Annotated in this window: 25 protein-coding genes; 19 read left to right on the forward strand and 6 right to left on the reverse strand. The window is 65.9% G+C overall.

Translation table 11 applies throughout. The features are described from left to right. The first annotated feature begins 2 nt into the window (after positions 1-2). Positions 3-1,391 carry a carotenoid oxygenase family protein gene (locus ACOGW9_RS03690; protein WP_419908490.1) on the forward strand — a complete coding sequence of 463 codons (1,389 nt, stop codon included), beginning with the start codon at positions 3-5 and terminating at the stop codon, positions 1,389-1,391. Between the two features lie 41 nt (positions 1,392-1,432). On the opposite strand, the gene ACOGW9_RS03695 is transcribed toward ACOGW9_RS03690, so the two are convergent. Beyond that, positions 1,433-2,263 (reverse strand): SDR family oxidoreductase, encoded by an 831-nt coding sequence (locus ACOGW9_RS03695; protein WP_419908492.1) that lies wholly within the window; start codon positions 2,261-2,263, stop codon positions 1,433-1,435. A 60-nt stretch (positions 2,264-2,323) separates the two neighbouring features. Here ACOGW9_RS03695 and ACOGW9_RS03700 point away from each other — a divergent pair, with 60 nt between their 5' ends. From ACOGW9_RS03700 to ACOGW9_RS03715, 4 genes are all read left to right on the forward strand, one after another. Continuing rightward, complete coding sequence (locus ACOGW9_RS03700; protein WP_419908494.1) at positions 2,324-3,553, forward strand: hypothetical protein; 1,230 nt, start codon at positions 2,324-2,326, stop codon at positions 3,551-3,553. A 7-nt stretch (positions 3,554-3,560) separates the two neighbouring features. Then, entirely contained in the window at positions 3,561-4,733 is a 1,173-nt protein-coding gene (locus ACOGW9_RS03705) for a hypothetical protein (protein ID WP_419908496.1), read from the forward strand. Between the two features lie 62 nt (positions 4,734-4,795). Next, complete coding sequence (locus ACOGW9_RS03710; protein WP_419908498.1) at positions 4,796-5,965, forward strand: redoxin domain-containing protein; 1,170 nt, start codon at positions 4,796-4,798, stop codon at positions 5,963-5,965. Between the two features lie 70 nt (positions 5,966-6,035). Continuing rightward, positions 6,036-8,318 carry an arylsulfatase gene (locus ACOGW9_RS03715; RefSeq protein ID WP_419908500.1) on the forward strand — a complete coding sequence of 761 codons (2,283 nt, stop codon included), beginning with the start codon at positions 6,036-6,038 and terminating at the stop codon, positions 8,316-8,318. A 97-nt stretch (positions 8,319-8,415) separates the two neighbouring features. Here ACOGW9_RS03715 and ACOGW9_RS03720 read toward each other — a convergent pair whose 3' ends face one another. Beyond that, on the reverse strand, positions 8,416-8,664 hold the full coding sequence (locus ACOGW9_RS03720) for a hypothetical protein (protein ID WP_419908502.1): 249 nt from the start codon (positions 8,662-8,664) through the stop codon (positions 8,416-8,418). 66 nt (positions 8,665-8,730) lie between these two features. On the opposite strand from ACOGW9_RS03720, the gene ACOGW9_RS03725 reads away from it, so the two are divergent. Continuing rightward, positions 8,731-9,060 carry a hypothetical protein gene (locus ACOGW9_RS03725; RefSeq protein WP_419908504.1) on the forward strand — a complete coding sequence of 110 codons (330 nt, stop codon included), beginning with the start codon at positions 8,731-8,733 and terminating at the stop codon, positions 9,058-9,060. Then, positions 9,044-9,424: a twitching motility protein PilT gene (locus ACOGW9_RS03730; protein ID WP_419908506.1), complete on the forward strand. Its 381-nt coding sequence runs from the start codon at positions 9,044-9,046 to the stop codon at positions 9,422-9,424. The genes ACOGW9_RS03725 and ACOGW9_RS03730 overlap by 17 nt, the downstream gene beginning before the upstream one ends. A 44-nt stretch (positions 9,425-9,468) precedes the next feature. Here ACOGW9_RS03730 and ACOGW9_RS03735 read toward each other — a convergent pair whose 3' ends face one another. From ACOGW9_RS03735 to ACOGW9_RS03750, 4 genes are read right to left on the reverse strand one after another with little or no spacing between them, the layout of a single operon-like run. After that, complete coding sequence (locus ACOGW9_RS03735) at positions 9,469-9,894, reverse strand: hypothetical protein (protein ID WP_419908508.1); 426 nt, start codon at positions 9,892-9,894, stop codon at positions 9,469-9,471. A 13-nt stretch (positions 9,895-9,907) separates the two neighbouring features. Beyond that, on the reverse strand, positions 9,908-10,327 hold the full coding sequence (locus ACOGW9_RS03740) for a DUF5367 family protein (RefSeq protein ID WP_419908510.1): 420 nt from the start codon (positions 10,325-10,327) through the stop codon (positions 9,908-9,910). Positions 10,328-10,353: 26 nt separating this feature from the next. Continuing rightward, a complete protein-coding gene (locus ACOGW9_RS03745) occupies positions 10,354-10,797 on the reverse strand; it encodes a PaaI family thioesterase (protein WP_419908512.1) in 444 nt (147 codons plus the stop codon). Positions 10,798-10,857: 60 nt separating this feature from the next. Continuing rightward, positions 10,858-11,949, reverse strand: coding sequence for a zinc-dependent alcohol dehydrogenase (locus ACOGW9_RS03750; RefSeq protein WP_419908514.1), 1,092 nt, complete (start codon positions 11,947-11,949; stop codon positions 10,858-10,860). A 224-nt stretch (positions 11,950-12,173) separates the two neighbouring features. Between ACOGW9_RS03750 and ACOGW9_RS03755 the strand changes: the two genes are divergently transcribed. The 12 genes from ACOGW9_RS03755 (at position 12,174) to ACOGW9_RS03810 (ending at position 24,145) form a co-directional block, all read left to right on the forward strand. Continuing rightward, positions 12,174-13,142 carry an ester cyclase gene (locus ACOGW9_RS03755; RefSeq protein ID WP_419908736.1) on the forward strand — a complete coding sequence of 323 codons (969 nt, stop codon included), beginning with the start codon at positions 12,174-12,176 and terminating at the stop codon, positions 13,140-13,142. Between the two features lie 84 nt (positions 13,143-13,226). After that, positions 13,227-14,246 (forward strand): LacI family DNA-binding transcriptional regulator, encoded by a 1,020-nt coding sequence (locus ACOGW9_RS03760; RefSeq protein ID WP_419908516.1) that lies wholly within the window; start codon positions 13,227-13,229, stop codon positions 14,244-14,246. Beyond that, positions 14,243-15,373, forward strand: coding sequence for a hypothetical protein (locus ACOGW9_RS03765; protein ID WP_419908518.1), 1,131 nt, complete (start codon positions 14,243-14,245; stop codon positions 15,371-15,373). Before ACOGW9_RS03760 ends, ACOGW9_RS03765 begins: the two co-directional genes overlap by 4 nt. A 45-nt stretch (positions 15,374-15,418) precedes the next feature. Beyond that, a complete protein-coding gene (locus ACOGW9_RS03770; RefSeq protein ID WP_419908520.1) occupies positions 15,419-16,936 on the forward strand; it encodes an ABC transporter substrate-binding protein in 1,518 nt (505 codons plus the stop codon). 129 nt (positions 16,937-17,065) lie between these two features. Then, positions 17,066-18,349: a histidinol dehydrogenase gene (gene hisD, locus ACOGW9_RS03775; protein WP_419908522.1), complete on the forward strand. Its 1,284-nt coding sequence runs from the start codon at positions 17,066-17,068 to the stop codon at positions 18,347-18,349. Position 18,350: 1 nt separating this feature from the next. After that, positions 18,351-19,100: an SDR family NAD(P)-dependent oxidoreductase gene (locus ACOGW9_RS03780; protein WP_419908524.1), complete on the forward strand. Its 750-nt coding sequence runs from the start codon at positions 18,351-18,353 to the stop codon at positions 19,098-19,100. Further along, positions 19,097-19,963: a carbohydrate ABC transporter permease gene (locus tag ACOGW9_RS03785; RefSeq protein WP_419908526.1), complete on the forward strand. Its 867-nt coding sequence runs from the start codon at positions 19,097-19,099 to the stop codon at positions 19,961-19,963. Before ACOGW9_RS03780 ends, ACOGW9_RS03785 begins: the two co-directional genes overlap by 4 nt. A gap of 1 nt (position 19,964) precedes the next feature. Continuing rightward, positions 19,965-21,194 carry a carbohydrate ABC transporter permease gene (locus ACOGW9_RS03790; protein ID WP_419908528.1) on the forward strand — a complete coding sequence of 410 codons (1,230 nt, stop codon included), beginning with the start codon at positions 19,965-19,967 and terminating at the stop codon, positions 21,192-21,194. Positions 21,195-21,264: 70 nt separating this feature from the next. Then, positions 21,265-21,831 (forward strand): ester cyclase, encoded by a 567-nt coding sequence (locus ACOGW9_RS03795; RefSeq protein WP_419908530.1) that lies wholly within the window; start codon positions 21,265-21,267, stop codon positions 21,829-21,831. Then, a complete protein-coding gene (locus ACOGW9_RS03800) occupies positions 21,831-23,009 on the forward strand; it encodes an ABC transporter ATP-binding protein (protein WP_419908532.1) in 1,179 nt (392 codons plus the stop codon). Before ACOGW9_RS03795 ends, ACOGW9_RS03800 begins: the two co-directional genes overlap by 1 nt. Positions 23,010-23,018: 9 nt before the next feature. Next, positions 23,019-23,177, forward strand: a complete 159-nt coding sequence (locus tag ACOGW9_RS03805) for a hypothetical protein (RefSeq protein WP_419908534.1) — start codon at positions 23,019-23,021, stop codon at positions 23,175-23,177. Positions 23,178-23,182: 5 nt separating this feature from the next. Next, positions 23,183-24,145 (forward strand): ester cyclase, encoded by a 963-nt coding sequence (locus ACOGW9_RS03810; protein ID WP_419908536.1) that lies wholly within the window; start codon positions 23,183-23,185, stop codon positions 24,143-24,145. Position 24,146 lies beyond the last annotated feature (1 nt).

The raw sequence follows: 24,146 nt of genomic DNA on the forward strand, positions 1-24,146 counted from the left end.
GCATGACCGACACTGACCAGACGCAGCAGACCAACACGTACAGCGAGGGCAACTTTGCCCGGGTGCCCACCGAGGTCACGGCGTTCGATCTCGAGGTGATCGGGGAGATCCCCGCAGCGCTGGAGGGCCGCTACCTGCGCAACGGCCCGAATCCGATCGTGCCCACCGATCCGGCCACGAGCCACTGGTTTGTCGGCACCGGCATGGTGCACGGCGTGCGACTGCGAGGCGGCCGTGCCGAGTGGTATCGCAACCGCTGGGTGCGCGGCCACGACGTCGTCGAGGCACTCGGGGAGCCTGCGGTGCCGGGACCGAGCCGGGGCCTCGACTTCTCGCCGAACACGAGCGTCTGGGGACTCGGGGGCACCACCTGGGCCTTCGTCGAAGCCGGCGCGCTGCCGGTCGAGCTCGGCTACGAGCTGGACACCGTCTGCCGCAACGATTTCTTCGGCACGCTGCAGACCGGCTTCACGGCGCATCCCAAGATCGATCCCGCCACCGGCGAGATGCACGCCATCTGCTACGCATGGCAGGACCTGTTCGACCACGTCGAGCACGTCGTGATCGGCACCGACGGCCGGGTGCGCACGACGGTCGATGTGCCGCTGCCGGGCATGTCGATGATCCACGACATGTCGCTCACCGAGAACTTCGCCGTCATCTACGACCTGCCCGTCACGGTCGACCTGGATCTCGCTCTCAGCGGTGAGGCGTCGTTCCCGTTCCGCTGGGACCCCGACTACGGCGCCCGTGTCGGCCTGCTGCCCCGCGAGGGCACCGCCGACGAGATCATCTGGTGCGATGTCGGGCTCTGCTACGTGTTCCACCCGCTGAATGCCTACGAAGACGGCGACGGGCAGGTGGTGATCGACCTGTGCCGTTACGACAAGATGTTCGACCGCGACAAGCTGGGGCCGGCGGGTGATGCGAAGCCCACGCTCGATCGCTGGACGGTCGACCCCGGCAGCCGCACCGTCAGCGAGGAGCGCGTCGACGAACGCTTCCACGAGTTCCCCCAGGTGCGGGCCGACCGGACAGGACGTCGGCATCGCTACGGCTACACCGTCGGCATCGGCGAGGGACTCATCCCGGGCGCCAACTACAAGATCGACTACGGCACCGGCGTCGCCGCATTCCACGACCACGGCCCCGGGCGGGGGAGCGGTGAAGCCGTGTTCGTGCCCGATCCTGACGGCGGCGCCGAGGACGACGGCTGGCTGATGTCCTACATCTACGACGAGAACACCGACAACAGCGAGCTGGTGATCCTCGACGCCCGCGACCTCAGCCGCTCACCGGTAGCTCGGGTGCCGCTGCCTCAACGCGTGCCGTACGGATTCCACGGCAACTGGGTGCCCGACGACGCCGTGCCGCCCTCGCCGGCGGGCTGAGGCGCTGCACGGGCGCTGGCCAGACGCTGCCCAGCGGCGGCTCAGAAGACCCCGCCGTAGCTGCCGCCGTCGAGCTGGAGGCTCTGGCCGCTGATATAGCCGGCCTGCGCCGAGCACATGAACGCGAACGCGTCGCCGAACTCCTCGGGCCGGCCCAGCCGCCCGGCGTTGATCGATTTCTCCTGCTCGGCCCGGGCCTCCTCGTAGGAGATGCCCCGGCGTTCCATCTGGATGTTGGCCATGTAGAGCTGGCGCTCGGTGTCGAAGCGCTCGGGCAGGAGCTGGTTGATCGTCACGTTGTCCTTGGCGACTTCCTTGGACAGTGCTTTGAGCACCGCAGTCAGTCCCAGCCGGGGGCCCGCTGACAGGCTGAGCGCCGGATTCGGGGCCTTGACCATCGCCGATGTGATCGTGACGATTCGCCCGAAACCGCGCTCGGCCATGCCCACCACGACTCGCTGGACGAACAGCAGCGGCGAGATGAGGAGTCGTTGCGCCGCGTCCTGCCACTGCTCTGGTTCGATGTCGCCGAAGCGGCTGAAGGGGGGACCTCCGCCGTTGAGCAGCACGATGTCGGGCTCGGGACACGCCGCCAGCAGCTCGTCCTGCACGTCGGTCTCGGTGGCGTCGCCCACGACGGCAGAGGTGCTCACTCCGTAGGTCGAGCCGATGTCTCGGGCGGTTTCATGCACGTCGTCCGCCGTGCGACCGTTGATCACCACGTTGGCGCCTTCGCGGGCCACGCTGTGGGCGCATGCCCGGCCCAGTCCTCGACTGGATGCCATCAGGATCGCTGAGCGACCGGCCAGACCGAGATCCATCGAGAGCACCTTTCTGCGCCGTGCGGCCTGCGCCGCGTCACGACCGCTCACGATCGCATCAGATGAGATCTGGCCGCTGAGTTACCGTACTTGCGCCGACGAGGAGGCGACATGTCCGACACAGCGACCCTGCCCGAAACAGCGGCGCCGATCGTGAAAGCGAAAGACGTCGCCTACATCCGGTTCTCTGCGCCCGATCTCGATGCCATGGAGGCGTTCGTCAACGATTTCGGACTCGTCGTCGTGCACCGTGACGACGATGTGCTGATCTCACGGGGCCTCGAGCCGATGCCGTTCCTCCATGTCGTGCACCGGGGGCCTGCGAAGTTCATCGGCTTCGCATTAGATGTCGATACCGAGGATGACCTCGCGGCGCTCGCGGCCTCAGTGCCTGGCTGCTCGCCGGTCCACGACATCGGCGGTGTCGAAGGCCAGCTCGGCGGCGGCAAGCGGGTCCACTTCGTCGAGCCGATCACCGGCTTCGTGCTTGAGGCGGTGCACGGTCAGCAGGCTGAGCCGCTGGCATCCCGCCGTGATCGCATCACCTACAACCACGCCGGCGTGGACGACCGTGTCGGCGTCGAGCAGGACGTCGCCGGGAACCGCTACCCGATCAAGAGGGACCCCGGCCCGCCTGAGGTGTACCGGCTCGGTCACGTCGTGGCGGCCGTGCCGCCCGGCGCCCACCAGGCCTTCATGAAGTTCCTCGAAGCCACCTTCGGCATGCTCGTGAGCGATGTGGGTCGGATGATCATCCCGCCTGGTGCGGAAGAGCACTTCCCGCCGCCGTTGGTGGAGCTGATCAAGGCCACCGGCTCCGACGTGATGATCCAGTTCATGCGTATGGACCGGGGCGAGGCGGAGACCGACCACCACACCATGCTGGTGCTGCCGCTTATGGACGGGACTCCCGAGGCGCAGTTCAGCCACGCAGCGTTCGAGGTGTTCAGCATGGACGACGTCTTCCGGGGGCACATGCACTTCCGGGAGCGTGCAGCCGAGGGAGCGCCGTACTCGCTCGCATGGGGTGTCGGGCGGCACGTCTACGGCTCACAGATCTACGACTACTGGCACGATCCTTACGGTCACGTGCATGAGCACATGTGTGACGGCGACCGGGTGGACGCCAGCTACGGACCCAATGTGATCGACATGACCGATCCGGGGCAGCTCGGCGAGAATGGCGGGAGCCAATGGGGCCCCACCGTGGAGGAATCGGGCATCCACAGTCTCGACGGCCCCCAGTGCGACCCCAAGTTCGCCGATCAGCCGGACGAGGTTCGGGCCTCGGTGCTGTCACGGGACCTCAGCGAGCTCCAGCACGTCGTCGACGCGATCTGAGCGGGCTGTGAGCGCCCGCGAGAACGAGTTCCCCGAGGACAGGGAGGCCAACCGGGCTCACCTGCTGGCGGCGGTCGACTCGGTCGCTGATGCGCTAGCGGCCGGCCGGGACGAGTCCGAGCAGTTGCGGCGCTTGTCGCCGACCTCGGTGGAGGCGCTGCGATCCTCGGGGCTGTTCAAGATGAAGTCGCCGCGCGAGGTCGGCGGCGCCGAGGCCCACCCGGTCACGCAGATGGACGTGATCGAGGCGGTGACGATGATCGACCCGGCGGCCGCGTGGTGCATGTTCATCACCGCCTCGGCGACCGGGGCCATGCTGTCGACGTTGCCCGACGAGACCGTCGAGAGCGTTCTGGCTGACGGATTCCCCTTCATGGCTGCGTCGCTGCGGCCTGGGGGATCGGCCCGCAAAGTCGACGGCGGCTACCGCGTGTCGGGCAGGTGGGCCTGGGGCAGCGGCGTCGAGCATTCCGATTGGGTGGCCGCACCAGTTTTCTGCGACGGCGACGGGCCGCCGGTCATCAGGGCAATGGCGCCCACCGGCGATGCCATCCTGCACGACAACTGGCACACGCTCGGCATGCGCGGCACGGGCAGCTGCGACTACGAGCTGGACGACGTCTTCGTCCCCGACGGCTACGCGGTCGACGTGTTCTCCGTCGAGCCGCCGAAGGGCGGCGCGCTCATGCGCCTCGGGCTGCCCGCATTCGTCGTGAACGAGCACGGCAGCTTTGCCTATGCGCTCGGACGCCTGGCGCTGCAGACCATGACCGAGACGGCGATTGAGAAGAAGCGGGGCTACCTCGGCGGCGTCAGCCTTGCCGACAGGCAGGTGTTCCAGCGGGCCATCGGTCAGGGCACGATCCGTATGAATGCGTGCGCGCTGGCAATGGCCGAATCGCTCGAGCGCATGTTCGAGTCGGCGGCTGCGGGCCCGCCCGATCCGGCGCTGGTCACCGAGGCCCAAGCAGCAGCCGTGTGGTGCACCGACGAGGCAGTAGACCTCGTGAGCGAGCTCTTCCGCTTCACCGGCGGCAGCGCGGTGATGAACGGCAACGAGATGCAGCGCATCCTGCGCGACACCTACACGATCCAGTCGCACCTGATGGTGTCGGCCGTCACCTACGAGCAGTACGGTCAGATACTGCTCGGCATGACCGAAGGCGGAGCGCTTCCCTGAGTCCTTCCCCTTCCCTGAGGGTGCCGTCGGCTGAAGCAGGGGCACGAGAGCAGAGGCCATCCGTGATCGTCCTGACGAGTGACAGCAGCAGCGACATCGCTCAGCGAAGCGATGACATCGACAGCCTGTGGGTGCGGGTCGATCAGCTCAAGCAGGCCACCGGCTGGCAGCTGAAGCCTGAGGGCGTGTGCCTCGGCGAGATATGTGTGCCGCTGTTTGAGCCTGAGCGAGAAGCGTGGATCGCTGATGCCGACGACTGGGTGTGGTTCTGCTACTCGGCATTTGCCGACAAGATCGGCCAGAAGCACGTGCGCAACGGCGACGTGTGGAGCCTCGGCTCGGTGCCCGAGGTCCGCCGCATGGGGCTGGAGTCGGGCCTGGCCCCCGACTTCGAGATGACCGACCGCAGCGGCGACACGGTGCGACTGTCCGACCTGCGGGGCCGCAAGGTCGTGTTGTTCACCTGGGCCTCGTGGTGAGGCTGCCGGGTGAACCTGCCGGTCTGGCAGGAGCTGTACGAATCGATCGGGCCCGACCGGTTCGAGCTGATCAGCGTGGCAGAGGACTCCCAAGGCGAGGCTGCGGCGGGCAAGTGGTTTGACAAGGCCAAGCCGACGTTCCGGTGCATTGTCGACCCGACGCACCGCATCAGCTCGCTGTTCGGCTGGGTCAACGTGCCCTCAGGTGCGTGGATTGACGAGGACGGGCGCATCGTCCGCAGCAACGAGGGCGTGTTCCCCGACGAGACCACGATCAACTTCGGGCTCGGCAGGGTCCGGCTCGGCAATGACGCATTCGCCCATGCGACCCGGGACTGGATCGAGCGGGGACCCGACAGCGAGTTCGTCTGGTCGGCCGAGGAGCTGGCGGCACATCTCAAGCCCGTCGACGACGACACGCTGCTGGCCGAACCCACGTTCAAGCTCGCGCTGCACTTCGAGTCGGCCGGCGACAGCGAGCGTGCGCTTCAGCACTTCGAAGCGGCGCAGCTTCTTGCGCCGGACAACTGGAACTACCACCGCCAGGGCTGGACGCACAAGGGCACCATGTACGCCGCCCTGCAGGTGCTGAGGAAATCGACGCACCTGCGCAAGAACACCGACAAGAACTACTACGACCCGATGGAGCTGCCGGGCGAGAATCATCGCCGCTTCACCGAGCCCGAGTGGTTCTGGACGCCGGCGGTCAACGGCCTCAAGCGCCTGCTGCGCAGGGAGCCAAGCGCAGCCTGACGTTCGCCGGACGGTAGGTCTTGACCCGCTGCCCTAGCGTGCCCTCATATTGCAACCGGGAACGACAACGATGACCACACCAAGCGCACACCCGTCCTTTCAGGGCCGCATCGGCCGAACGGTCGCCGAGTCCGAGCCGTGGTTCGAGGAACATCCCCATGCGCCGCCCGGGGCGCCCAACGTGGTGTTCGTGCTGCTCGACGACACCGGTTTCGCCCAGTTCGGCTGCTACGGGTCCGACATCGACACCCCCCACATCGATGCACTTGCCGCGAACGGCGTCCAGTTCACGAACTTCCATGTCGCGCCGCTGTGCTCGCCGACCCGGGCATCGCTGCTGACAGGGCGGTCCCAGCACGCCGTCGGCATGAGGTCCGTGTCGAACTTCCAGACCGGGTTCCCCAATCAGCTCGGTCATATCACCAACCACGCCGCCACGATCGCCGAGGTGCTCCGAGCCGAGGGTTACGCGACATTCTGTGCAGGAAAGTGGCATCTGGCCCCGACTCAGGACAACTCGGCTGCGGGCCCATTTGATCAATGGCCGCTCGGACGGGGATTCGACCGCTTCTACGGGTTCCTCGAAGGTGAGACTGACCAGTTCTTTCCCGAATTGGTGGCCGACAACCATCCCGTCGACCCGCCGGGCCGGCCCGAAGACGGCTATCACCTGAGCGAGGATCTCGTCGATCAGCTGTTGCAGATGATCACTGACAGCAAGGGCGTACGGCCCGACCGGCCGTTCTTCGCCTACCTGCCGTTCGGCGCAACGCACGCCCCGCATCAGGCGCCGGCGGACTATCTCGCGAAGTACCGGGGTCGCTACGACGAGGGTTGGGACGTCGTGCGGCAGCGCTGGTACGACCGGCAGATCGAGACGGGTGTCATCCAGCCTCACACAGTGCTTGCACCGCGCAATCCCGGTGTTCAGCCGTGGAATGAGTTATCAGAGAACCAGCAGAGGCTGGCCTGCCGGCTGCAAGAGGCCTTTGCTGCGCTATTGGACCACACCGACGTTCAGATCGGACGCTTTGTGGCCGGCCTGGAGCATCTCGGCCAGATGGACAACACCATCTTCGTCGTCATGGCCGACAACGGCGCATCCCAAGAGGGCGGGCCGACCGGAGTCATGCACGAGTTCAAGTTCTTCAACCAGATTCCCGAATCGGTGGACGAAGTCGTCGAACATCTCGATGACATCGGTGGGCCGAAGAGCCACTCCAACTATCCGTGGGGCTGGGCTCAATGCGGCAACTCGCCGTTCCGCTGGTACAAGCAGAACACCCACGAAGGCGGCGTTCACGTGCCCATGGTTGTGCACTGGCCAGCCGGCATTGACGCCGATCAAAGCGGGTCGATGCGCGATCAATTCGTCAACGTCTCCGATGTCACGCCGACGATCTACGAACTGCTCGGCGTCGAAGCGCCCGAGATGTTCCGGGGGCTCGAACAGCTCCCGATCACCGGCAAGTCGTTCGCACCGATGTTGGCGGATCCTGATGCTCCGGCTGCGAACACGGTGCAGTACTTCGAGAACGGTGGATCGCGTGCCCTGGTCGCCCTGCAGGACGGAGTCTGGTGGAAAGCAGTTGTCCGGCACATGCCGGGCGACGACTTCGACACCGAGCCATGGGAGCTGTTCGACTTGGGGCAGGACCCCTCCGAATGCAATGACCTCGCTGCCGACCAGCCAGAACGCCTGACCCAGCTCATCGACCTGTGGTGGAGCGAAGCGGAGCGCCACGGTGTGTTGCCGCTCGACGACCGCGGCAACGAGTTGTTTGCGCTCCCGCTGCGCCAAAATACGCCTCACCCACCGAGCCGGAGATACGTGTACCGGCCGCCGATGTCTCGGATCCCATTCGCGTCGTCACCGTCAGCCGGCGGCAGCGCCTTCGATCTCACTGCACGCGTGACCCGGTCGGCGGGGGATGACGGCGTCATCTGGGCGACGGGCACGGCTGGCGCCGGTGCATCGGTGTTCGTTCAAAATGATCGCCTGGTCGTCGACTACAACGCGTTCGCGGAACACACCATCGTGGAATCGGCCGAGGTCCTGCCCGAGGGAGATGCAGTGCTGTCGCTGCATCTCCGCCGCACGGGTGAATGGGCCGGAATTGTCGAGTTGCGGGTTGACGGTGAATCAGCCGGCCAGGCCGAACTGCCCGTGATGATGCGGATGATCTCGTCGTTGGGCTCCAGCATTGGTTCCGACTACGGGTCGACAGTGTCGGAACGCTACGAGGGCTCGTTCCCGTTTGCCGGAACCCTGCATGAGGTGGAGATCAACCTGTCGGCCCGCACCCAGGCAGATGTCGCCGCCACCGCCCGGGCCGAGATGGCCCGCCAGTAAGCCGAGCTCGTACGCAGATCGGGGTTTCCCCCAGGGGCTCAGGCTGGGGGCGCTCGGGGTCCGTTGCGGCCGTGGGTTTCGTCACTCGGTCGGCCGGCTAGCTGGCCCGTTCGCCGGCCGCACGAGCGATCAGCTGCGCATGACCCACCGGCACCGTCCCTTCGGCGAGCCCCGCGCGTGTCGCATCCAGCTCGCCCAGTCGCACAGCGTCGCGGACCTCGCCGCGTGCCCGGCGACCCGACACCGCCATCTCGTGCGTTGCGGCGTGCGCTGCAGCGCCGTCGCCGCTGCGGCGAGCGGATGCGTCGCTTTCGCGAGAGAGCCTCGTCGATGCCATCGATGCCACTGCCGCAATCCTGTGCGATCCAAGTGGCCGACTCGTGACCCCTCCATCATCGGGAACGGCACGTGCGTGACGGCGCTGCCGAAATACGATGAAGGTATGACGAAGCGTCGGATTACCGTGACGGTCGATGCGGACCTTCTCGATGAAGCCAGCGCGGCCGTGAGCGATGGCGACGCCTCGTCGGTGAGCGCGTGGGTGAACCAGGCGATGGCCGACAAGAGCGAGCAACGGCATCGCCTCAAGGCGCTCGGCGAGGCAATCGCGGATTACGAGGCCGAGTTCGGCGAGATCACTGAGGAGGAGATGGCGGAGCAGCGGCGGGAGGATCTCAAGGCCGCCGAGCAGGTCCGCGCCGACGGGAGACGTCGACGGGCGCAGCGTGAGCTTGGTGCTTGACGCAGGTGCGTTCATCGCCTTGGAACGCAATGATCGGGCCCTCTGGCGAAGGGTGGACGCTGCACACCTCGAAAGCAGTCCGCCGCTGACTCATGGTGGCATTGTGGCGCAGGTGTGGCGAGGCGGATCGGGACGGCAGGCCCGGTTGGCGAGGGCACTGCTCGGCACCCTTGTCGTGCCGCTCGACGATGACCTCGGCCGCAGGGCCGGTGTTCTGCTGACGAGGGCTGGCCTGACTGACGCCATCGACGCGGCGCTCGTCGCCCTGTGCCGCCCGGGCGATCAGATCGTGACCTCCGATCCCGCTGATATCGATGCGCTCGTCGATGCAGCCCGGCTCCGCGTGGACGTGATCCCTGTTTGACCTATCGGGGGTGCGGATGCAGCCGCGCAGGTGTGTCGACACCTTCAACCGGTGTGTGTTTCCGCCTCTGACCGCTGGGGTTCGCCGCCGAAGGCGTCGGTGGGGCGATTGGAGATGGTGGGTTCGCGGGCGAGCCGACGGCGCCAGTCAGCGATCGTGGCCTCAGGAATGCCCAGAACCTGCGCAGCGGCACGATCGATGATGCGCCTGCCCTCGCATTGCTCGCCGTCCCGCAGCGGCAGCAACTCGATATCGCAGGCCTCCTCGTAGGCCGCCAGCAAGTCACCCCAACCGGGGTTGTCAGGTGATGGCACAAGAACGCTTCGCAATTGGTCGAGCGAGAAATCTGGATATGTCAGTTTCTTGCTTCGCAAGTTGAGCAACATCATTCGGGCGGGCGTTGAGTTCCACTGTCGCCCCCAGTTGGCTCCGCAATTGTGGTCCAGAACGCCGATGCGCTGCACGATCATGTATCGCACGGGTCTAGGACTTGTCGGCGGTGGGCTTGTTGATGAACATGGCCAGCAGCAAGCCGATGCCGGCGGCGCCGAGGATGAGTGCCGAGTAGGCGGTGTCGTCGTGGATGCCTTGGTCGAACCAGTCGTTGTAGTAAGTGGTGGTCAGCGCGTCGAGGCACATCGCCGGTGCGAACAGGGCGATTGCGGCTGAACTGCGCCACTGCCGGGGAGTCTGCAGCAGCCGGAAGCACACGAACATGGTGATGACCGTCACGATGGTGCCGACGATCAGCCACACCCACCACACGGTGCGGGACACCGATGGTTCGTAGTTGTCGGTGAAGATCAGCAGGAACAGCCCCAGGAACACGGCCCAGCCGACGACAGCGATCACCATCATCAGGACCATGTGCTGGATGTATGAGAGTCGGCTCTGTGTGGGCATCGAGGACGGTCCTTCTGTGTGCGTTCTCAGCTGGCGTTCTTGGGGGCGACGATGGTGGTGGTGCCCTGGGCGACGGCAACCATGCGTCCTTCGTTCTCGATTTCGACACGCAGGACGGCCAGTCGCTTGCTCATCGAGATGATCTCGGCGGTGGCGACGCAGGTGCCGCCGGTGACCGGAGCCAGCAGGTTGATCTTGAACTCGGTGGTGGCTGCCCAGTAGCCGGGCGGCATGACGGGGTACATGACCACACCCAGCACGTGGTCGCACATAGCCGAGAGGCAGCCACCGTGCATGGTGCCCATCGCGGTGATGAGCTCGTCGGTGATCGGCATCTCGCACACCAGGCGGCCGGCTTCGAACTCCGTGGCCTTGATGCCCAAGTAGCCGTCGATGCCGCTGCGGGACACTCGGCCGATCACCTTGTCGGCCCACTCTTGGTTGAAGGTTTCGAACGTCGGCCGGCTCATGCAATGACTCCTAGTACTCGGCTGGACTTGGTGCGAACACCCCGTGCTGTGTTTGATGGTTCATGGCGCGAAGACGCCATGAACTGGCGGACTGCCGGGGCGTTCGCCGGCGAGCGTCTGGATGAGGGGCTCGAGGTCGTCGAAACCCGCTACCTGGCGCGGCAAGTCCGCGAACGGGTAGCGGCCCGACACCAGCAGGTCGAGCGCCTGGCGGTAGGCAGTCACGTCGACGCCCAGCGCTCCGAAGATGCGCAGCTCCTTGTAGACGATGTGATCGGGATCGAAGCCTGGCGTTTCGGGTGTGCCACGGGTACCCGCAAGCACGATCGTGCCGCCGGGCCGAGCGAGCTGGACCGCTTGTGCGAGAGCGGCGGGAGCCTTGGCCGTGACATCGATGACGACGTCTGCTTTGGCGCCGACGGCATCACGCAGCGCACGGTTGGGGTCGGTCTCGGCGACATCCACTGCTAGGTCGGCGCCGAACGCTGGGGCGAGCGCGAGACGTTCGGCATCACGTTCGCCCAGGCCGGTCACCATCACGAAGCCGGCACCAGCCTCCTTTGCCGCCGCAGCCGAGCACAGACCGCGTACGCCAGGTCCCAAGATGGCCACCACATCGCCCGGCTGAGTATCGGGGATCTCCACCGCCCAGCGGATGCCGGCGCCCAGCGGGTTGAACAGCGTGGCCGTGACCGGATCCAGCTCGTCGGGCACCGCCATCAGCATCGAGTCGGGCCGGAGGTACAGGTGCGAGGCGTACCCGCCGCCGAGACCCGGCGGCGTGTCGGCGTCGGTGAAGCCGACCATCGTGGCCAGCCCGTTGCGTTCGCACCGCCGGTAGAGCCCCAATCGGCACTGCTCGCATTCCCGACACGACAGGAACACTTCGACTGCTACCCGCTGCCCTGCGTTCACACCCCAGCGCTCAGCGGCAGCATCGCCCAGTTCCTCCACCACGCCGATCACCTCGTGCCCGGGGATGAAGGCATGCCGGCTGGTGATGTGCCCCGTGTACTGCTCGTGGTCGGTACCGCACAGCCCGCACGCCTCGATCCGCAGCAGTCCGTCGTCTGCGCCGACGTCAGGCAGCTCGAAGCTGCGCTGCTCGAACGAGCGCGGCTCAGTGAGAACGAGCCCAGTTGCGGAGGTCATGCCGGTGACTCCAAGGGTGGTGCGACGGGCCACGCGGCGCAGCGCTGGCCAGCCATCACGCTATTGCACGAGTCTGTGAGTGTCGTCGCCGGGTCATTTGGGACGCGAACCTAGAATGCGAGGTTGCCGACAACCGCTCATGATGGTTACGTATTCAGTACTGCATCGAGCACAGCCTTCCTTGCTGCAATCGTTGCGGCCAGGCGAGGAGTCACAACATGGGCATGGAGGGATTCGGCGAGGAGTTTCGTGATCCTCGCGACTTCATCCTGGGCGTTACCGAGACCATCTGGGAACGCCGCGGCGTGCACACCCTCAATCGTTTCTACAGCGATGACGTTGTTGTCCGATCACCCGCAGGTGTTGTGGTCGGCAATCAGACAGTCATTGGCGCCACGCTCGCCACACTCGCCGAGTTTCCCGACCGCCAGCTGCTCGGCGAGGATGTCATCTGGTGCGACGACCCCGACGGCGGATTCCTGTCGTCGCATCGGATCCTGTCGACGGCCACTCATCTTGGCGACGGGGTCTATGGCTCAGCCACGGGCGCCCGGCTGAAATACCGGATCATCGCGGATTGTGCAGCGCGGGATGGGCAGATCTACGACGAGTGGTTGATCCGAGATCAAGGCGCCATCGTGCGCAACCTTGGCATCGAGCCAAAGAGCTACGCGGCCAGCCAGATCGAAGTGGAAGGCGGGCACGAACATGCGGCCCGACCTTTCTGCCCGGCACACGACGTCACCGGTCGCTACGGCGGGACGGGCAATGATCAACCCGATGGCGTGCGATATGCCGAACTGCTGCACCGCATCATGACAGGGGATCTGGCCGCCATCAGCACCGAGTACGACCGCGCCGCTCACCTCGAGTTGCCCGGCGGCATTACCGATCATGGAAGGAGCGGCGCCGACAGCTTCTGGCTTGGCCTGACGTCGTCATTCCCGTCGGCACGCTTCACCATCCACCATCGGATCGGCCGCCGCGACGCTGACCGTCCGCCGCGTGCAGCCATTCGCTGGTCACTCGATGGCACCCATGACGGCGAGGGTCGTTTCGGTGCCCCCAGCGGTGCTGACGTGCACGTCATGGGCATCAGTCAATGCGAATTCGGACCCGACGGTGTTCTGCGCGAATGGGTGTTGATCGACGACACGGCGGTGTGGAAACAGGTTCTCCTGCACACCGGCTGAGGGTTTCATTCCGAAAGGTGCAGGCCACAGCGCTGCAACCAGTTTCTGTTGACGCAATGACTACGTATTCATAGGATTCGCCGCATGGCGGGGGGGACAGAGGATCCTGGCGGCGGGACGCGGCCGGCGACCTCCACCGATGTCGCCATCGAGGCGGGCGTGTCCCAGGCCACGGTGGCGCGCACCTTCTCGGCCCCGCACTTGGTGTCCGAAGCAACTCGAGAGCGGGTCAGCGAGGCTGCCGCGCGACTCGGCTACGCCCCCAACGCCTTCGCCCGCAGCCTCAAGTCACAGCAGAGCAACGTGGTGGGCGCAGTGGTGCCGGCGTACGGCGAGTACTGGCAGAACGTTCTGTCGGCGGTGACTCGGGAACTCGCTGCACGCGGGCGTCAACTCTTGCTCTTCAGCTTCACCGACCCAGGTGAAGTCGACGATGTGCTCGACATCGTTCGCCAATACCGCGTCAGCGGGCTGCTGCTGGCCTCAGCAAGCATCCGACCAGACCAGCTCAGCGCCATGCGTCGCCAGTCGAGCCCCACCGTGGCTTTCAATCAGCCGGCTGCATCTGGCTTGGTGTCGTCGGTGTCAGTCGACAATGAGAGCGGCTGCCGCTTGCTGGCGTCCCACCTCGTTGACCAGGGCTGCCGGACGGCGGTCTTCGTCGGCGGCGTGTCGTCGATCTCCACCGATCAAGCCCGCTATCGGGGAGCGGCCAGGGAGATGGGCGACCACGGAGTGGCCTTGCCGTACATCGAGGCGGGCGCGTTCAGTTACGACGCGGGGTACGGCTGCGCCGAACGCATCGCCCGACTCGCACCGGACGCCGTCATGGTCGGCAGCGACGAGGTCGCGTTCGGCGTCATAGATGGATTGGAATCGCGGGGCATCCGGATCCCCGATGATCTGGCTGTCACCGGATTCGATGGACTGCCACAGGCCGCGTGGGCCGGCATCGACCTGACGACGCTCGTGCAGCCGACGGATCTGCTCGCACGGCATGCTGCCGAACTACTCGTCGACACGACATCGGCATCGCGGCCCACCGATGTCGTTGTGGACGGCCACCTGCGCATCGGCCGAACGACGAAGCGCAGCGACAGATGACCGCGTCCGGGCCAACGGTTGACGGCGCCGAGTTGGCGGCACGGGTGCTTGAGCCGCAGGACTTCGTGGCTGACACCGAGGCCTTTGTGGATGTCCGTATCGAGAGATCCAAAGGCAAGGCCAGCTATTCGTTCGTGGGCCCCGGTGTGTCTCAGAACGCCGATCAGCACATCAGCATCGCCGAGTCCCACGGTTTCAACGTCGGCGCCGCCACCATGCCCCACGGCGTCTACAACAACGCCCACTTGCACTACACGCCTGAGGTGTTCATCTGCACCAGAGGCAGCTGGCGGATCGACGTCGGCAGGAAGCGTGAGCAATCCGTCGAGCTCACGCCTGACACCATCTTCTCGGCGCCGACCTGGGTATTCCGCGGATTCGAGAACACCGGCCCCGATGACGGGTTCCTGTTCGTGGTGCTCGGAGGCGACGACACCGGCGGGATCATCTGGGAGCCGGAGGTGTTGCGAGAGGCGGCTGAGACCGGCATGTATCTCGGGCGCGACAACTCGCTCGTCGATGCCCGCAACGGCGATGTCCCTTCCGAACTGCTGGAACCGCTCAGCGACAGCCAGCTCGCAAACATCGACAGTTACAGCCAGGCAGAGCTTGATGATCGCCTGGTGTCGCCTGATCGTTTGAACTGGTCGCAAGAGGCGTTCCTGTCGGCCGTGCTCGGCGCACAGCACTCAGTGGAGCTCGCGCCTGTCATCGGGTACGGGCTGTCCCAAGATCGACGCAGCCGACCGCCGATCTGCACCCCGCACGGATTTGCAGTCGAGTGGCTTCGGGCGGCTCCGGGGGCATCGACGGGCCTTCATCGCCACAGCGACAGCCAAGTGGTGCTCCTCATCGACGATGGCTGGGAAGTCGCGCTCAACGAGCCGGCGCAGGAAGTCTCCACGCGGCCCGTCGCGGGCTCACTCGCATCTATCCCCGCATCTGCTTGGCGGGATCTGCGCAATGTCGGCACGGCGCCGGCACGTGCGGTGATCGTCACCGGCGGTGACAGCCCCAGCAGGGTCGAATGGCCTGCAGGAACGCTGGCGCGCGCCGCCGATGCGGGCTTCGGTCTCGACGCGGCCGGTTATGTCGCGCCGCTCGAGTTGTTGGGAACCGGGTTCTGAGCCCCCTTGGTTCCTGTTCGCATGCATAACCCGGGAGGGAAGCTCATGATTACAACCAAGGGGAAGGCATGGCGGCTCATCGCCGTGCTTCTCGCGTTCGTGCTGCTGGTTGCAGCGTGCGGCGGCGATGACGACGTCGACGACGTCGACAGCGGCGAGTCGCAGACGGCGGCGACGGTCGCCGACTCCACCGCCGATGACGACATGGACGACGAATCGATGGACGACGAATCCATGGACGACTCGATGGACGACGAGTCCATGGATGACGACATGGACGACGACTCCGCCGACGATTCGACGGACGACGAGTCCATGGACGACGGGGACATGATGGAGGTCGAGCTGATCTCCGACGAGTGCCCGATCCCGAATCCGTCCGAGGTCATCGAGATCGACGCGATCGGCTGGGAGTTCCCGATCATCACCCAGTACGCCGATGAGCTCGAGGACTGCGAGGAGGGCAATTACCGCTTCAATCTGCAGTTCCTCGACAGCGTCGAGGCGCGCACCGCCATGACTCAGGACGCAGCGACTGGTTCGCCCACGTTCGAGCTGTACCAAGGCTCCAATGCCTTCATCGGCGAGCTGGCCAACCAGGGCTTCCTGATGCCGCTCAACGATCTGGTCGCCAAGTACAGCGACCAGTTCGACCTCGATGAGATCGATGAGGCCTTCTGGCGCATGGCCTCGATCGGCGACCAGATCTACGCCGTGCCGATGGTGTCGAACACCATGCACGTCTTCTACAACAAGCCCGCGATGGAAGAGCTCGGCCTGTCGGTGCCGACAACGTTCGATGAGGCATTCCAGACGTGCCGGGCGATCATCGATTCGGGCTACGACATCGGCTTCCTCTACATGCTGTCGGCAGGCTGGGCCTGGCAGATCGAGTTCGACTCGGTCCTCGGTTCGATGGGCGTCTCGCCGGTCGATCCGCAGACGGGCGCGCCGAACTTCAACAGCCCTGAGGGAGTTGCTGCGGCCACGACCCTCAAGCGGATGGTGGACGAGTGCGCTCCGGGTATCGCCAGCTCCTACAGCACCGACGATGTGCAAGCGGCTTTCCAGACCCGAGAGGCGATCCTGGGCCACACATGGGCATCGCGTGCAGCAGCCATGGACGATCCCGAGGCATCCACCGTCGTGGGAGAGATCGAGTTCGCTCCGGCGCTGGGCACCGGCAGCGGCATCCTGGCTGCGCCTGCCTACATCGACGGCTGGGGCATTCCCGTCGGAACGCCTGCCGACAAAGTCGAGGCGATCTTCCTTGCGATGCTCGCAGCGACTGACTTGGAGAGCATGCAGGCTGCGGCCGAGTTCGGCCTGGTCACCCGCAACGGGGTGAGTCATCCCAACGGACCGCGTGACGCTGCCGCTGCGCAGGCAAGCCTCGTCAACGGCCGTGGTGCTGACCTCACACACCCGGCAGCAGGCATCGCCCGGGCGAAGCTGGGCGAGGCGCTGATCACGATTCTCGACGGCACGCCGGTCGAAGAGGCGCTGGCCGCCGCTGAGGCTGCATACCTCGCCGAAGCAGGCGATCAGGGGCTGCTCAACTAGGCCGGCAGCTCGTCACGTTCCCTCCGTGCACCTGGGGCGGCACCGTGTCGCGGTGTCGCCCCGGGGGCAGCGGGAGCGGGAGACAATCCCCGCCTTGAGTCACGACCCCCACCCAAACCCCCAGGAACTATGGCTGAGATCCTCAAGGACGCGAAGAAGAAGGGGGCCCACGGCGCCGACCAGGCCCTCGCCGAGCAGGTTCGCTCGATCATCAACGACATCGCCGAGCGCGGTGAGGCCGCGGTACGCGAGCTGTCGGCCCAGTTCGACGGCTGGAAGCCCGAGCGGTTCAGGCTCTCAGCGGAACAGATCGAGGAGACCGTGGCGAGCGTCGACCCCGGCACGGTCGACGACATCCGATTCGCCCAGACCCAGATCCGGAACTTCGCCCAGGCCCAGCTTGACTCGATGCTCGAGACCGAGATCGAGACCCTCCCGGGGGTCACCCTCGGCCACAAACACATCCCGGTCCAGAATGTGGGCGCGTACGTACCCGGCGGCCGCTACCCGATGGTGGCCTCGGCACACATGAGCGTCCTTACCGCCAAGGTGGCAGGCGTGCCTCGCGTGGCTGCCTGCACCCCTCCGATCAATGGCGCCGTCCCCGCCGAGACCGTCACCGCCATGCACCTTGCCGGCGCCGACGAGATCTACCTTCTCGGCGGCATCCAGGCCGTCGCTTCCCTCGCTCTGGGCACCGAGTTCGTCGACCCCGTCGACGTTCTGGTCGGGCCGGGCAACGCGTTCGTGGCCGAGGCCAAGCGTCAGCTCTACGGCCGGGTCGGCATCGACCTCCCTGCCGGACCCACCGAAACGCTCCTGCTCACCGACCACACCGTCGACGCCGAGATGTGTGCGACCGACCTCCTCGGTCAGGCCGAACACGGGCCCACCTCTCCGGCGGTCATGCTCACCACCAGCCGACAGCTCGGACTCGACACGATGACCGAGGTCGAACGCCAGCTCCAGACGCTGCCCACGGCCGACATCGCGTCGGTCGCGTGGGACGACTACGGCCGGGTCATCGTCTGCAACTCTCACCAGGAGATGCTCGATCTCGCGAACGAGCTCGCCTTCGAGCACGTGCAGGTGATGACCGACGACGACGACTTCTTCCTCGCGAACATGGTCAACTACGGCGCGCTGTTCCTCGGGCCCATGACCAACGTCAGCTACGGCGACAAGGTCATCGGCACCAACCACACCCTCCCCACCCAGGGTGCTGCTCGCTACACCGGCGGCCTCTGGGTCGGGAAGTTCATCAAGACCGTGACCTACCAGCGGGTCACCGATCCGGCATCGTCCGCCCTGATCGGCGAGTACTGCAGCCGTCTGTGCGCCATCGAGAACTTCGCCGGCCACCAGGCTCAGGCCGACATCCGCGTCGAGCGTTACTCGGGGCAGCCGGCCTGACGTGACCACGCGCCTCGCGCTCGTCACCGGAGGGTCCGGTGGGATCGGCTCCGCCATCTGCCGCCGGCTCGCGTCCGACGGTCTGACCGTACTCGTCGGCTACCTCTCGTCGGCCGAGCGTGCCGCCACGCTCGCGGCCGAGCTCAACGGGCCCAGCCATCGCGCCGTTCGTGTCGCGGTCGACGACCCGGCATCGATCGATGCGCTCGCCGCTTCGATCGAGTCCGACCACGGCCGCCTCGACGTGCTGGTCAACTGCGCAGGCGTCACCCAACCAGTGGCCCACGACGACCTCGACGGCCTCACCGACGAGACCATCGACCGAATCTTCGCCACCAACTGGCGCGGACCCTTCGCCGCCATCCGGGCGCTCAGGCCCGCCCTCGAGAAGTCGGTCGATCCGGTGATCGTCAACATCAGCTCGGTTGCGGCCGTCACAGGGATGGGTTCCAACGTCGCCTACTGCGCCTCCAAGGCTGCCCTCGATTCGATGACCCGCTCTCTTGGGCGGGCCCTGGGGCCGACGATCCGGGTCGTGTCCGTGTCGCCGGGCTGGGTTCTCGGCGAGTACGCCGCTCGCATGTCCGCGGAATTCATTGACGTGCAGCGAGACGCCACCCCTCTCAACCGACTGGCAACCGGCGACGACGTCGCGGCCGCCGTGTCCGCCGTCGTCGCCGACCTCCCGTTCACAACCGGGGCGGTGATCCCGGTCGATGGCGGACGGCCCCTGGGAAGGGGAAGTGGATGAACAAACGAACATTCTGGGGGTTCACCGTTCCGAGCGTCGCCGTGATGCTCACACTGATGGTCGTCCCGCTGCTCGCAACGATCTGGCTCGGGTTCCAGCGGCTGACGTTGCGCGATCTTCGGAACCCGGAGTTCATCGGGTTCGGCAACTATCGAGACATCCTCTCCGACCCGGAGTTCTGGAGCGCGGCTCGCTGGACGATCCTGCTCGTCATCATCGTGGTCCCGCTCCAGTTGGTGCTCGGCTTGACGATTGCGCTCCTGCTCGACCGGGTGAAGCGCGCCCGCTCGATCTACATGGCCGCCCTGCTCATGCCCATGGTCGTCACGCCCGTCGTCGGCTCACTCGTCTACAAAGACCTCTTCGAGCGGGGCGGGTTGATCGCATGGATCTGGGAGAGCATCACCGACGATCCTTTCCTGGTCACGTCCGGCAACGTGCGCTGGCTGATCATCATCCAGCTGGTGTGGGCGGTCACACCGTTTGCCTTCATCACCTTCTTCGCCGGCCTCCAGACGCTCCCCGAGGACCGCGTCGAGGCGGCGCAGATCGACGGCGCCGGCTTCTGGCGTCAGCTGTGGCATGTGACCCTGCCGCACCTGCGCACCCTGGTGCTGTTCGTGGCGCTGATCTCGATCATGGACATGTACCGGGTGTACGACCAGGTGTTCGTCTGGACCGGCAACCGGTTCACCGACGCGCACACGCTCGCCGTCTACAACGTCCGCACTGCCACGGCGTTCGACATCGGCCGCCTCGGCAAGGGCAACGCGATGTCGATCCTCACCGTGATCGGCATCTTCGTCGTGCTCATCCCGTTCTTGTATCGCAGCTACAAGGACCAGATCGCGGAGAGGAACTGACATGAAGAAGTCCAACCTGCTCCCGCGGTTCGGTCTCCACAGTGTCCTGATCCTGCTGGTCCTCTGGAGTGTCCTGCCGTTCCTGTGGACGATCCAGACCTCGATCAAGTTCACCCGCGACGTGGCCGCCAAGACCCCGGTGCTCTGGGGTTATGAGACCACCGGCAACGCCTATCGGAACTTCTGGCTCGACGAGAAGAAACTCGAGCACAGCCTGTGGTTCGTGCTCGGCTTCATCGTGCTGATCGCCGCCATCGCGGCGTTCTTCGGGCTCATGTCCAGACGCAACGCCGACGGCCGGCCCTGGCTGCTCGCCTGGATGGGGCTCGTCGGGGTCCATCTGCTCGTGATCGCCGAAGACATCCAGATCTGGCCCACGTTCTGGTACCTCGCCGTCATGGCGCTCGTCGCATACCTGGCGTACTCGCGCGACTGGCCGGCCAAGAACTGGTTCATTGGCGGCGCGATGTTCACCCTGTGGTTCGGGCTCTGGCGTTTCCCCCGGGCCTGGGCGACCGAGGACACCTACGACTTCCTGATCAACAGCATCGTCGTCACGGTGCTCACCATGCTCATCTCGCTCTCGATCGGCCTGCTCGCCGGCTACGGCCTCGCCCGGTACTCGGGGATCTCCGGCGCGGTGATCCTCATCGTGGCGCTCGCCTTCCGTGCCCTGCCGCGCACAGCCTTCGTGCTGCCGTACTTCTTCGGTGCGAACCGCATCGACGAATGGCTGCGCGACAAGGGGATCTCCGACTGGGACTTCCCCCTGATCAACTTCCCGTTCATCGACGAGCTGCAGATACTCGACGCGCGACTCGGCATCGTCCTCGCGCTGGTTGCTGTCAACCAGCCGTTCACGATCTGGATGTTCCGCTCGTTCTTCATGGACGTGCCGAAGGAGCTCGAGGAAGCGGCGATGATGGACGGCGCCACCCGCCTCGAGGCGTTCCGCAAGGTCATCATCCCGGTAATGTGGCCGGCGATCATCGCCACCGGCCTGTTCACCCTGCTGCTCGCCTACAACGAGTACCTGTTCGTCCGAGTGCTCGCCCCGACCGAGTGGACGTTGCCGGTGGCGATCGTGTCGCTCACCGGTGGCGAGAGTTCGAGAACGATCACCGAAGCGGCGGCGGCATCGGTGTCGATCACCCTGCCGATCGTGATCGTGATCATCCTGTTCCAGAAGCACCTCGTGAAGGGCTTGGGCGCTGGCGCGGTGAAGGGTTAGCCGTGACCGACCTGCAGGCCCTCGACGTGCTGGCCCGCCTGCGGCAGCTCACCGGACGAGAGGAACTCTGATGGCCACCAACCGTCCCGAACAGGCGGTGCTCAGCCGCGACACCGATCTGGCGAAGACCGAGGAGACGCGCTCGGTCATCGAGGGCATGGTCGACGGGCTCAACGACCATCGCGTCGCCGACATCGACGAGTTCTTCTCCGAGTCGTTCCGGTGGATGGGCAACACCGGCTGTGGCACAAAGAACGGCGTGCGCGAGTTCCAGAACAACTGGCAGAAGCCGTTCCAGGCAGCCTTCCACGACAAGGTCTGCATCGACGAAGCCCGCCTCTACATGGGGGAGTGGGCCGCCGCCTTCGGCCGTCAGGAAGTCACCCATGGCGGCGAGTTCATGGGGGTTGCGCCCACCGGTAAGCGGATCGAGGTCCGCTACATGGACTTCTGGAAGGTCGTCGACGGAAAGATCGTCGACAACTGGGTCATGGTCGACTTCCCTCACGTACTCGTCCAGCTCGGCGTCGACATCTTCGACGGGAACGGCTGGGAGTCCTACGACCATGGCGAGTGCACGCCTCCCGCCCCGTCGCATCTACAACAACAAGATCTCCAGCACCAAGGAGGCCAGTGATGGCTGCTGTCACTCTCGACAGGGTCACCAAGATCTACCCCAACGGCTTCCAGGCCGTCACCGACCTGAGTCTCGAACTCGTCGACGGCGAGTTCCTGGTCCTGGTCGGTCCCTCGGGCTGCGGCAAGTCGACCGCCCTGCGGATGATCGCCGGGCTGGAAGACATCAGTGATGGTGAGCTGAAGGTCGGCGACCGCCGGGTCAATGAGGTCGAGCCCAAGGATCGCGACATCGCGATGGTGTTCCAGAACTACGCGCTGTACCCGCAGATGACGGTGCGGGAGAACATCGCGTTCCCGCTCAAGCTGCGCAAGGTCGGCAAGAGCGACCTCCACCAACAGGTGGAGGAGGCGGCGCAGATCCTCGAGCTCACCGAGCAGCTCGACAAGAAGCCGGCACAGTTGTCGGGTGGCCAGCGGCAGCGCGTCGCCATGGGTCGTGCGATCGTGCGCCGGCCGGCTCTGTTCTTGATGGACGAGCCGCTGTCGAACCTCGACGCCAAACTCCGAGTTCAGATGCGAGCCGACATCGCCGGGATCCAGCGCGAGCTCGGCGTCACGACCTTCTACGTCACACACGACCAGGTCGAGGCGATGACGATGGGCGACCGCGTTGCCGTGATCAAGGACGGTCACCTCCAGCAGGTCGCCGCCCCCGAGGAGCTCTACGCCGACCCCGACAACGTGTTTGTCGCCGCCTTCATCGGCTCGCCGTCAATGAACCTCTACGAAGGGGTCCTGCGCCAGGACGGCACCAGTGGGGGCTACACCGTGCAGCTCGGCAGCCAGTCCGTCGCCGTGCCCGAGTCGGCGGTGGCCGCCCGCCCGGCGCTCCACGGGCATCTCGGCCAGCCGATCGTCGTCGGCATCCGGCCTGAAGATCTCGAGGATGCTGCGGTTCAACCGGACCACCCGGCCGATCAGCGCATCTCGGCCACCGTCGACGTCCGCGAGGCGCTCGGTGCGGAGACGCTCATGCACTTCAGCATCGATGCGACCCACGTCGACAGCGGCGATCCCGATGCGCTCGACGAGCTCGGCGACGAGTCGAGTTCGCGGTGCACCGCGCGCTTGAGCCCGCTCACCGAGGCGCGCGTCGGCGACGCGATCCAGATCAACATCAACGCCGCGAAGTTCCACTTCTTCGACAAGGCGACGCATCTCGCGATACGCGGCTAGACCGAGACGATGGAGCAGAGCACCGAGCGGATCCTCACCGCCCACGTCGGTTCCCTTCCGCGCAATCAGGCCGTCGCCGATGGCATCTTCAGGGTCGAGCAAGGCGCCGACGTCGATCTCGACACTCACGCGGCCAACCCTCCTCACGCCCACGAGTGGCTTCGGTAGCCGCCGTGTCACCGAGGGTTGCGGACGTTCAGGCCGCCAAGCAGCTCATCTGGGATGTGTTCACAGGCGTCGATCGCACCGCGCTTCACCCCGACGTCGAGTTCCACGGTCCTGCGCCGATCGGGCGACTCGACGGCGCCGCCGCGGTGCGGGAGACCGTGCATGCGCCGTTGGACGAAGCGCTGCTCCACCGACGGTGGGAGCCGTACCTCTTCCTGGGTGGCATCTGCAACGGCGACGAAGTGTGGGTCGCCCACACCGGTCACATCACCGGGGTGTTCTCCCACCAGCTGTTCGGAATCCGACCCTCGGGCCGCACGGCGTCGTTGCGCTACGGCGACTTCGCCCGCATCGAGGACGGCAAGATCGTCGAGATCCGGGTCCTGTTCGACATCGTGGGGTTCGCTGCGCAGGCCGGCATACATCTGCTGCCCGAGCCTCCGGCGCGCAACGATCTGCCGCCGGGTCCCATCCTCGGCAACGGTCTCACGCGAAGCGTGAGCGACTCGGCCGAGTCCGAGTTCACACTGCGCCTCGTCGAGGACATGTTGGGTGGCTGCAACCGCCTCGACGGCAGCGATCTCGAGTCGATGGGGATGGCCGCGTACTGGCACGACGACATGGTCTGGCACGGGCCGCACGGGGTCGGCTCGGCGTACGGGTTCGACGAGTTCGAGCGCTTCGCCCAGGGGCCTTCCGTGCGTTCGTTCCCGAACCGGCGGGGCGGGTTCCACGAGGCTCGATTCGCCGACGGCCTCACGGCGGCCTTCACCGGGTGGCCCAGTATGCGGGGCGACTTCACCGGTGAGCCGTTCCGGGGGATCGAGCCTACAGGTGGTCCGATCGGCCAGAACATCATGGACTTCTACGTCCGCCGTGGGCCCAAGCTCCACGAGAACTGGGTCCTGATCGACCTGATCGACTTCGCCGCCCAGTGCGGCGTCGACTTGCTCGAGAACCTTCCGTGAC

It is taken from the genome of Candidatus Poriferisodalis sp. (assembly GCF_965203655.1).
Classification (GTDB): domain Bacteria; phylum Actinomycetota; class Acidimicrobiia; order Acidimicrobiales; family Poriferisodalaceae; genus Poriferisodalis.